Origin of the sequence: Pseudomonas sp. PDM26 (assembly GCF_019219185.1) — a bacterium.
Taxonomy (GTDB): domain Bacteria; phylum Pseudomonadota; class Gammaproteobacteria; order Pseudomonadales; family Pseudomonadaceae; genus Aquipseudomonas.
On the sequence record NZ_JAHUWC010000013.1, the window covers coordinates 226,892 to 235,401 of the forward strand.

At 58.3% G+C, this 8,510-nt stretch carries 9 protein-coding genes; 3 read left to right on the forward strand and 6 right to left on the reverse strand.

Translation table 11 applies throughout. The features are described 5' to 3' along the window. Window positions 1-60: 60 nt before the first annotated feature. The 6 genes from KW849_RS24185 to KW849_RS24210 all read right to left on the reverse strand — a co-directional run bounded on the left by KW849_RS24185 (window position 61) and on the right by KW849_RS24210 (window position 5,368). A complete protein-coding gene (locus KW849_RS24185) occupies window positions 61-801 on the reverse strand; it encodes a hypothetical protein (RefSeq protein ID WP_218431568.1) in 741 nt (246 codons plus the stop codon). Window positions 802-868: 67 nt separating this feature from the next. Further along, the gene (locus tag KW849_RS24190; protein ID WP_003229509.1) at window positions 869-1,249 is read right to left on the reverse strand and encodes a RidA family protein; all 381 of its coding nucleotides are present in this window, start codon (window positions 1,247-1,249) and stop codon (window positions 869-871) included. Window positions 1,250-1,277: 28 nt separating this feature from the next. Continuing rightward, the gene (gene spoT / locus KW849_RS24195; RefSeq protein ID WP_218431569.1) at window positions 1,278-3,383 is read right to left on the reverse strand and encodes a bifunctional GTP diphosphokinase/guanosine-3',5'-bis pyrophosphate 3'-pyrophosphohydrolase; all 2,106 of its coding nucleotides are present in this window, start codon (window positions 3,381-3,383) and stop codon (window positions 1,278-1,280) included. Window positions 3,384-3,440: 57 nt separating this feature from the next. Next, complete coding sequence (gene rpoZ, locus KW849_RS24200) at window positions 3,441-3,704, reverse strand: DNA-directed RNA polymerase subunit omega (RefSeq protein WP_007921129.1); 264 nt, start codon at window positions 3,702-3,704, stop codon at window positions 3,441-3,443. Window positions 3,705-3,871: 167 nt separating this feature from the next. Beyond that, window positions 3,872-4,492, reverse strand: coding sequence for a guanylate kinase (gene gmk, locus KW849_RS24205; protein WP_007975181.1), 621 nt, complete (start codon window positions 4,490-4,492; stop codon window positions 3,872-3,874). Between the two features lie 12 nt (window positions 4,493-4,504). Further along, window positions 4,505-5,368: a YicC/YloC family endoribonuclease gene (locus KW849_RS24210; RefSeq protein ID WP_115948392.1), complete on the reverse strand. Its 864-nt coding sequence runs from the start codon at window positions 5,366-5,368 to the stop codon at window positions 4,505-4,507. A 268-nt stretch (window positions 5,369-5,636) separates the two neighbouring features. Here KW849_RS24210 and rph point away from each other — a divergent pair, with 268 nt between their 5' ends. The 3 genes from rph to gltS all read left to right on the forward strand — a co-directional run bounded on the left by rph (window position 5,637) and on the right by gltS (window position 8,347). Further along, the gene (rph, locus tag KW849_RS24215) at window positions 5,637-6,359 is read left to right on the forward strand and encodes a ribonuclease PH (RefSeq protein ID WP_007989575.1); all 723 of its coding nucleotides are present in this window, start codon (window positions 5,637-5,639) and stop codon (window positions 6,357-6,359) included. 28 nt (window positions 6,360-6,387) lie between these two features. Continuing rightward, window positions 6,388-6,756, forward strand: coding sequence for a DUF4870 domain-containing protein (locus tag KW849_RS24220; protein ID WP_007996522.1), 369 nt, complete (start codon window positions 6,388-6,390; stop codon window positions 6,754-6,756). Window positions 6,757-7,138: 382 nt separating this feature from the next. Next, a complete protein-coding gene (gltS, locus tag KW849_RS24225) occupies window positions 7,139-8,347 on the forward strand; it encodes a sodium/glutamate symporter (RefSeq protein WP_218431570.1) in 1,209 nt (402 codons plus the stop codon). Window positions 8,348-8,510: the final 163 nt, after the last annotated feature.

The following is an 8,510-nucleotide window of genomic DNA, read 5'->3' on the forward strand; positions in this document are numbered from 1 at the left end:
TCCTACAAAGTTACATGTACACATGTAGGAGCTGCCGAAGGCTGCGATCTTTTCAGGGGTTTACTGCTTTTCCAGCAGCCACTTGCGCTCACCCGGGGTGAACGAGGGCATTTCATCCGCCTGCGCCGTGTTCACGGTCTGGAAAATCTCCAGCTCTTTGCCCTTGCGCGCAAAGATCCAGGCGTTGCCTTGGCCATTTTGTTGCAGCCACATGTTGTCGTTGCCGCCGCTCATGGATGCGCAATCGCCGGCCAGGCACAACGCATAGCGGTCGCTGCCTGGCAGGCCGGTTACCTGGCCATCGGCCTGGAATTGCACGGTGCTGCCTTCGCCGGGACCGCTGACGATTGTCCAGCCGCCGCCCATGTAGGCTGAATACAGTGCACGCTCGAAACTGGCGCCGATCGGAGCGCCCTCCGGCACCGGGATCTGGGCGCGGTCGAAGATCTGTTCGGGCTCGTTGTCGCTGGCAGACTGGCTCAGTTGCTTGCCGTCACGCGTCAGCTCACTGGCCGAACTGCCATAAAAGTCGACTTTCCAGGCACCGGACTCTTCACCCAGCAGTTTGCCTTCGACGTTTTCAAAGCCGTTGGTGTAGCGGGCCTGACTGGCTTTGGTGTTGATGTCCCATTCCAGATTCGGGCCATAGGCCTGGAGCGCTTCACGCAGGGGGACACCTTTGGCTGCAGCATCGATCGCCACCTGGTTGATCCAGGTGCCGCTGACATCACGATCGGCAGGATTGCTGGCACATCCGCCCAGGAACAGGGCGAGCAGCGAGAGAGCAAGCGCGTTGCGCATGGTGGAATCCTTTCAAGCTTTCTTTACAGCAGAGCAGTCGGCGCAGCCTTGAGCTGCGCCGCACGCATTACTCGATGACCAGGATGGCATCCATTTCAACCTGCGAACCCTTTGGCAGGGCTGCTACACCGATGGCGGCGCGGGCAGGGTAAGGCTGGTCGAAGTACTTGCCCATGATCTCGTTGACCTTGGCGAAGTGGCTCAGATCGGTGAGGAAGATGTTCAGCTTGACGATGTCCTTGAACGAACCGCCAGCGGCTTCCGCCACGGCCTTGAGGTTCTCGAACACCTGGACGGTCTGGGCTTCGAAGCCTTCAACCAGTTCCATGGTTTTTGGGTCCAGAGGAATCTGACCCGACATGTAAACGGTGTTGCCAGCCTTGATCGCCTGGGAGTAAGTACCGATGGCGGCCGGGGCCTTGTCGCTGGTGATAACAGTCTTGGTCATATATGACTCCTTGTAATGTGTTGGCGAGCTATGCACGCATGCGGGTGATGCGAGTCACCCCGGACAAGGCGCGCAGTTTCTTGATCACACGGGCCAGGTGCACGCGGTCGTGCACGCTGACCACCAACTGGACCACGCTGATGCGACCATCGCGTTCGTCCATGCTGATTTTCTCGATATTGCCGTCGGCTGCGTTGACGCTGCTGGCCAGCAGGGCGATCAGGCCGCGCTGGTGCTCCAGCTCGACGCGCAGTTCGACGTTGAATTCGCCGGTGACATCCTTGGCCCACGAGAGCTGGATGCATTTTTCCGGGTTGTGCCGGATTTCGCTGATATTGCGGCAATTATCCAGGTGCACGACCATGCCTTTGCCGGCGGACAGGTGGCCGACAATCGGGTCGCCCGGGATCGGCGTGCAGCACTTGGCGTAGCTGAGCACCAGGCCTTCGGTGCCGCGAATCGCCAGCGGGCCTTCCGGACTTGGCAAATGTTCGCCTTCGCCCAGCAGTCGGCGGGCCACCACATAGGCCATGCGATTGCCCAGACCGATGTCTTCGAGCAAATCTTCGATCAGTTCGAGACGGTACTCGACAAGCATGGCCTTGATGCGTTCGGCCGGGATTTTCTCCAGCGCGCTGTCGAAACCGTTGAGGACCTTGTTCAGCAGGCGTTCGCCAAGGCTGATGGATTCGGAGCGGCGTTGCAGTTTCAGTGCGTGGCGGATGTGCGTGCGCGCCTTGCCGGTGACCACGAAGTTAAGCCAGGCCGGGTTCGGGCGGGCGCCGGGAGCGCTGACAATCTCGACTGTGGAGCCGCTTTGCAGCGGTTCGGACAGCGGCGCGAGACGACGATTGATTCGGCAGGCAATACAGCTGTTGCCCACGTCGGTGTGCACTGCGTAAGCGAAGTCGACCGCGGTGGAGCCCTTGGGCAGCTCCATGATCCGGCCTTTGGGCGTGAACACGTAGACCTCGTCCGGGAACAGGTCGATCTTCACGCTTTCGATGAATTCCAGCGAGTTGCCGGCGCGTTGCTGCATTTCCAGCACGCCTTTGACCCACTGGCGGGCGCGGGCATGGGTGCCTTTGGGCTGCTCGTCGCCACTGGATTTGTACAGCCAATGGGCGGCGATGCCGTTGTTGGCCATCTCTTCCATTTCGCGGGTACGGATCTGGATCTCGATCGGTACGCCGTGCATGCCGAACAGCGTGGTGTGCAGCGACTGATAGCCGTTGGCTTTGGGGATCGCGATGTAGTCCTTGAAGCGTCCCGGCAGAGGCTTGTACAAATTATGTACAGCGCCCAGCACGCGGTAGCAGGTATCGACCTTGTCGACGATGATCCGGAACGCGTAGACGTCCATGATCTCGTTGAAGGCCCGACGCTTGCCGCGCATTTTCTTGTAGATGCCGTAGAGGTGTTTCTGCCGGCCGCTGACCTCGCCCTGGATGCCATCAATGGCCAGGCAGTGGCTCAAGGACTCTTCTATCTTGTTGACGATTTCCTTGCGGTTACCCCGGGCGCGTTTGACCGCCTGGTTGATCCGCGCGGAACGCATCGGGTGCATGGCCTTGAAGCCGAGGTCTTCGAATTCTATGCGAATGGCGTGCATGCCCAGCCGGTTGGCGATGGGCGCATAAATTTCCAGGGTTTCCTTGGCGATGCGTCGGCGTTTTTCGCCGGACAACACTTCCAGGGTGCGCATGTTGTGCAGGCGGTCGGCCAGCTTGACCAGGATCACGCGAATGTCGCGGGCCATGGCCATGGCCATTTTCTGGAAGTTTTCAGCCTGGGCTTCCGCCTTGGTCTCGAAATTCATCTGGGTCAGTTTGCTGACCCCGTCGACCAGTTCGGCCACGGTTTCGCCGAACTGCGCTTGCAGCGCTTCCTTGGCAATACCGGTGTCTTCGATCACGTCATGCAGCATTGCAGCCATCAGGCTCTGATGGTCCATGTGCATGTCGGCAAGAATATTCGCAACCGCGAGCGGGTGCGTGACGTACGCCTCGCCGCTACGGCGGCGTTGGCCGTCGTGGGCTTGTTCGGCGTAGAAATACGCTCGGCGGACCAGGTTGACCTGGTCGTTGCCGAGGTAGGTCGATAAGCGATCGGCGAGGGCATCTATGCTCGGCATGATATCTCCTGCCGCAAGCTGTGATCCCGCGCCGTGCTACGTCGACCAGGCATAGGCTTAGACGGCCTCGTTGGACTCGTCCTCGAATGCAGCAAAAAGCGGTTCATCTTCAACAATTTCGGCTTCAGCGATAGCTGCGTAGTCAATCAGGCCTTCAGCGATTTCGCGCAGGGCGACGACGGTAGGCTTGTCATTTTCCCATGCTACTTTCGGCTCTTTGCCGCCGGTGGCCAGTTGACGGGCACGCTTGGTAGAGAGCATGACCAGCTCAAAGCGGTTATCCACGTGTTCTAGGCAGTCTTCAACGGTTACGCGGGCCATGGTCTTCCTCGTAGCAAATGCAATATGCGCGCTGCCCGGATGGGCGAGCGGACTCAACAGTTTAAAAAATCACCAGCGATTAGGGAAGCGCTGATTTTTTGACCAAGCCCTTCAACGCGCTGCAAGTACCAATGTAAAGCCCTTGCAGCGGTTTTGGGAAGAGCTGATTAACCGAGCAATTCAGCCAGCAATTTGCCGTGACGCTGCTGCTGACGCTTTTGAATCAGCTGATTGGCGCGGAAAATCGCCTTCAGATCGTGCAGCGCGTGGGCGAAATCGTCGTTGATGATCAAGTAGTCGTAATCGACATAGTGGCTCATTTCGCTGACGGCTTCGCGCATCCGGCCGTCAATGATCTCGTCACTGTCCTGGCCGCGATTGGTCAGGCGCTGGTGCAGGGCCTGCAATGACGGCGGCAAAATGAAGATCGAGCGGGCCTGAGGCATCAGCTTGCGCACTTGCTCGGCACCTTGCCAGTCGATTTCCAGAATCAGGTCGTGGCCTTCGTCCAGAGTCTGCTGCAGGTGGCTTTGCGAAGTTCCGTAGAGATTGCCGAACACTTCGGCGCGCTCGAGGAAATCCCCGTGCTCGATCATCTTCACGAACTCGCTGCGGTCGACGAAGTGATAGTTCACGCCATTCACTTCACCGGGGCGCATGGCGCGGGTGGTATGGGAGACCGAGACGCGGATCTCCGGATCGGCGTCGGTCAGGGCCTTGACCAGACTGCTCTTGCCCGCGCCCGAAGGGGCGGAAATGATGTACAGGGTGCCGGTGCTGTGTGTCATGTCGGGGTAGCCTTACTCAATATTTTGCACTTGTTCGCGCATCTGCTCGATCAACACCTTGAGGTTGACCGCAGCCTGGGTGCTGCGCGGGTCGAAGGCTTTGGAGCCCAGTGTGTTGGCTTCGCGGTTGAGTTCCTGCATCAGGAAGTCCAGGCGCCGACCGGCAGCGCCGCCGGATTTGAGCACCCGGCGAACTTCGATGATGTGGGTGCTCAGGCGATCCAGTTCTTCGGCGACGTCGCTTTTTTGCGCGAGCATGACCATTTCCTGCTCCAGGCGCTGCGGGTCCATTTCCGCCTTCATGTCGGCGAAGCGGTCGAGGACTTTCTGGCGCTGGGTGGCGAGCATTTGCGGGACCAGTTCGCGCAAAGTCACCACGTCGTCTTCGATGGAAGTCAGGCGCTCGTTGATCAGCCGCGCCAACTCCGCGCCTTCGCGCTCGCGGCCGGCCTTGAGTTCCTTGAGGCCCTGATTGAACAGTGCCAGCGCTTCGGCGTTCAAGGCTTGCGGGTCGATGGCGTCGCCTACCAGTACGCCGGGCCAGGCCAGGACTTCCAGCGGGTTCAGCGCTGCCGGGTTCTTGATCAGGCTGGCAATGGTCTCGGCGGCGGCGACCAGTTGCGCGGCACGCTCCTGATCAATTTGCAGCGCTTTGCCGGTATTTTCTTCGGTGAAGCGAAGGGTGCATTCGAGCTTGCCCCGCGATATACCCTGGCGCAGGGCCTCACGAACAGCACCCTCGAGGTCGCGAAAGGACTCCGGCAGGCGCAGGTGGGGTTCCAGGTAGCGGCTGTTGACCGACCGCAGCTCCCAGCTCAGGGTGCCCTGGACGCCGGCGTTTTCGACGCGGGCGAAGGCGGTCATGCTGTGCACCATGGCGGTACCTCGCAATGCAGATCGGCACCGAACCGAGGTTCCGGGAATCCGATATCAATGAATTAAAGCCGACTGGCAGCAAAGGCGCAGGATTGTAGCGCAGTGGCGCGGATGCGCCCAAACACACGGTGTGACAAAGAGCGGCAGGCCTTCGCCGACGTGCGGTGCAGAGCCCTCGGTCGTCGGCGGAATTTTTTAGACGTGCCCAGTGGCGGCCGGCGGCTCTATAATGCTCCGCAGTTTTCCGTCCCCAGTACAGGTACTCCCTATGATACGTCCAAGTGGTCGCGCTGCCGATCAGCTCCGCTCGATCCGCATCACCCGCAACTACACCAAACACGCCGAGGGTTCTGTGCTGGTCGAGTTCGGTGATACCAAGGTCATCTGCACCGTCAGCGTTGAACCGGGCGTACCGCGTTTCCTGAAAGGCCAGGGCCAGGGTTGGTTGACAGCCGAGTACGGCATGCTGCCGCGCGCTACCGGCGAGCGTAACCAGCGTGAAGCCAGCCGTGGCAAGCAAGGCGGTCGCACCCTGGAAATCCAGCGTCTGATCGGTCGCTCCCTGCGCGCTGCACTGGACATGTCCAAGCTGGGCGACGTCACCCTGTACGTCGATTGCGATGTGATCCAGGCCGATGGCGGCACCCGCACGGCTTCGATCACCGGCTCCATGGTTGCGTTGATCGATGCCTTGAAAGTCATCAAGAAGCGTGGCGGTCTGAAGGGTGGTGACCCGGTCAAGCAGATGATCGCTGCTGTTTCCGTGGGCATGTACAAGGGTGAGCCTGTGCTTGACCTCGACTACCTGGAAGACTCGGCCGCCGAGACGGACCTGAACGTGGTGATGACCAGCGCTGGTGGTTTCATCGAAGTCCAGGGCACTGCCGAAGGTGCGCCGTTCCAGCCTGAAGAGTTGAACGCCATGCTCGAGCTGGCGAAGAAAGGCATGAACGAGATCTTCGAACTGCAAAAGGCCGCATTGGCCGACTGACCGGACTGCTCCAGGCAAGGAGGACGCCATGAGTGACGAGCAACTGCCACTGCCCACGCCGAGCCAAGAGGTGCGTCAGTGGGCCATGTTTTGCCACTTGTCCGCCTTGCTGGGGATCTGGATTCCGTTTGGCACGATCATCGGCCCGCTGATTCTCTGGCAGATGAAGCGCGAGATGGACCCGTTCATCGATGCCCAGGGCAAGGAAGCGCTGAACTTTCAGATCTCCGTCGCCATTGCCTCGGCCATTTGCTTCTTGCTGATGGTGGTGATTATCGGGTTCTTCCTGTTTGGCCTGATCGCGATCGGTGCGCTGGTGCTGACGATCATTGCCGGGGTGAAGGCCAATGAAGGGCAGCCTTATCGGTATCCGTTCACCTGGCGGTTGATCAAGTAAGCCAGGCCGCTGGTGCTGTTTTAAGCGCAGTTCAATACAAATGCCCCGACATGTCGGGGCATTTGTATTTTTGCAATCAGATTAATCTCTAATGTTGCGTACTTGGTCGCTCGTTATTCAATCGAAGTTAATTTGTGCAAATAAAATTTCTTACACGTTTAGTCACAAACTGCAAGGCTCAGTACGGCTTGTATGCTTGGCAATGAGACTTGGCGATTGATAAAGTTGCCGCAAGTAATATTTATAAAGAAATATTTCGATATATTCGGACCATTGACGGCCTCTGAATCCAATACTAGTCAGTGTTGAGATGGATCAACCTGTTCAAGAGGCGTGTCCAGGTAAAAAGTTCGCCCCTGAATGTAAAGCAAGAATATCCCAAATGCTTCAGCTCGATTTTTACGGAACACTTGTCGCCGCCTCTTTAGTCCTTTTGCTGGGGCGCGGACTTGTCATGCGTGTCGGCTTTTTACGCGCCTGCAATATCCCCGAACCTGTAGCAGGCGGCTTGGTGGTGGCCTTGGTTCTCCTGGCTTTGCGCGGCCTTGATGTTGAAGTCCGATTTGATACTTCATTGCAGACTCCCTTGATGTTGGCGTTCTTCGCCACCATTGGCTTGAGCGCAGACTTCGCCAGCTTGAAGAAAGGCGGACGCGTAGTGGTTGTTTTCATACTGGCAGTCACCGGGCTTCTATTGGTCCAGAATGCCATGGGTATCGGTCTTGCAAGTTTCTTGGGGCTCGATCCTTTGATGGGCCTGTTGACAGGCTCGGTTACTTTGGCCGGCGGTCACGGTACGGGCGCCGCGTGGGGGGCGACGTTCAGTGAGAAGTACGGTCTGGCTTCTGCCTCCGAACTTGCGATGGCCTCTGCGACATTTGGATTGGTGCTGGGCGGTTTGATTGGTGGACCGGTCGCTCGCCTGCTCATGACGCGTGTACAAATACCCGGCTGCCTTGAACAAGAAAAGCCACGGGTGCCAAAGGGTTTTGAGCAGCCAAACAAAGAGCGCTCGATCACACCCTTTTCGTTTGTCGAGACACTCGCGCTGATCGCCGTCAGCTTACTGGCAGGTACTCTTCTGAACGGACTGCTCCTCGGAAGCGCATTTGAGTTGCCGGCGTTCGTTTGCGTCTTGTTCGTGGGTGTTGTTTTACGCAATGGGCTTTCTGCACTTGGTTTGTATCAGGTGTTTGAGCGTGAAGTCTCCGTGCTGGGGAACGTCAGCTTGTCGCTGTTTCTGGCGATCGCTCTGATGTCACTCAAACTGTGGGATCTGGCTGCACTGGCATTGCCGATCTTCATCATCCTGGCGGCACAAACGCTGGTCATGGCACTGTTCGCGATTTTTGTGACGTTCAGGGTGATGGGCAGTAACTACGATGCGGCTGTACTGGCGGCAGGGCACTGCGGTTTTGGACTGGGTGCCACGCCAACTGCCATCGCTAACATGCAAGCGGTGACACAGCGCTACGGACCTTCGCAGATAGCGTTCCTGGTGGTGCCAATGGTGGGTGCTTTCTTCATCGACATCATTAATGTGATCGTGATCAAGTTATACCTTGCACTGCCGTTTTTCGCCGCGGCTTGAGAGTCAGATCACTGGGCGCTCTTGGATGGAGCGCATAAAAATCTATGGTCACCCCCATTTTTGCAATACTGATTAATGGGTGAAGTGGTTGGCTTGCTTAAATCTATCCGGCGTCTATCTGGGGCATGCCCCGCGCCACGATGAGAGTCGCGCCTGACGTTCC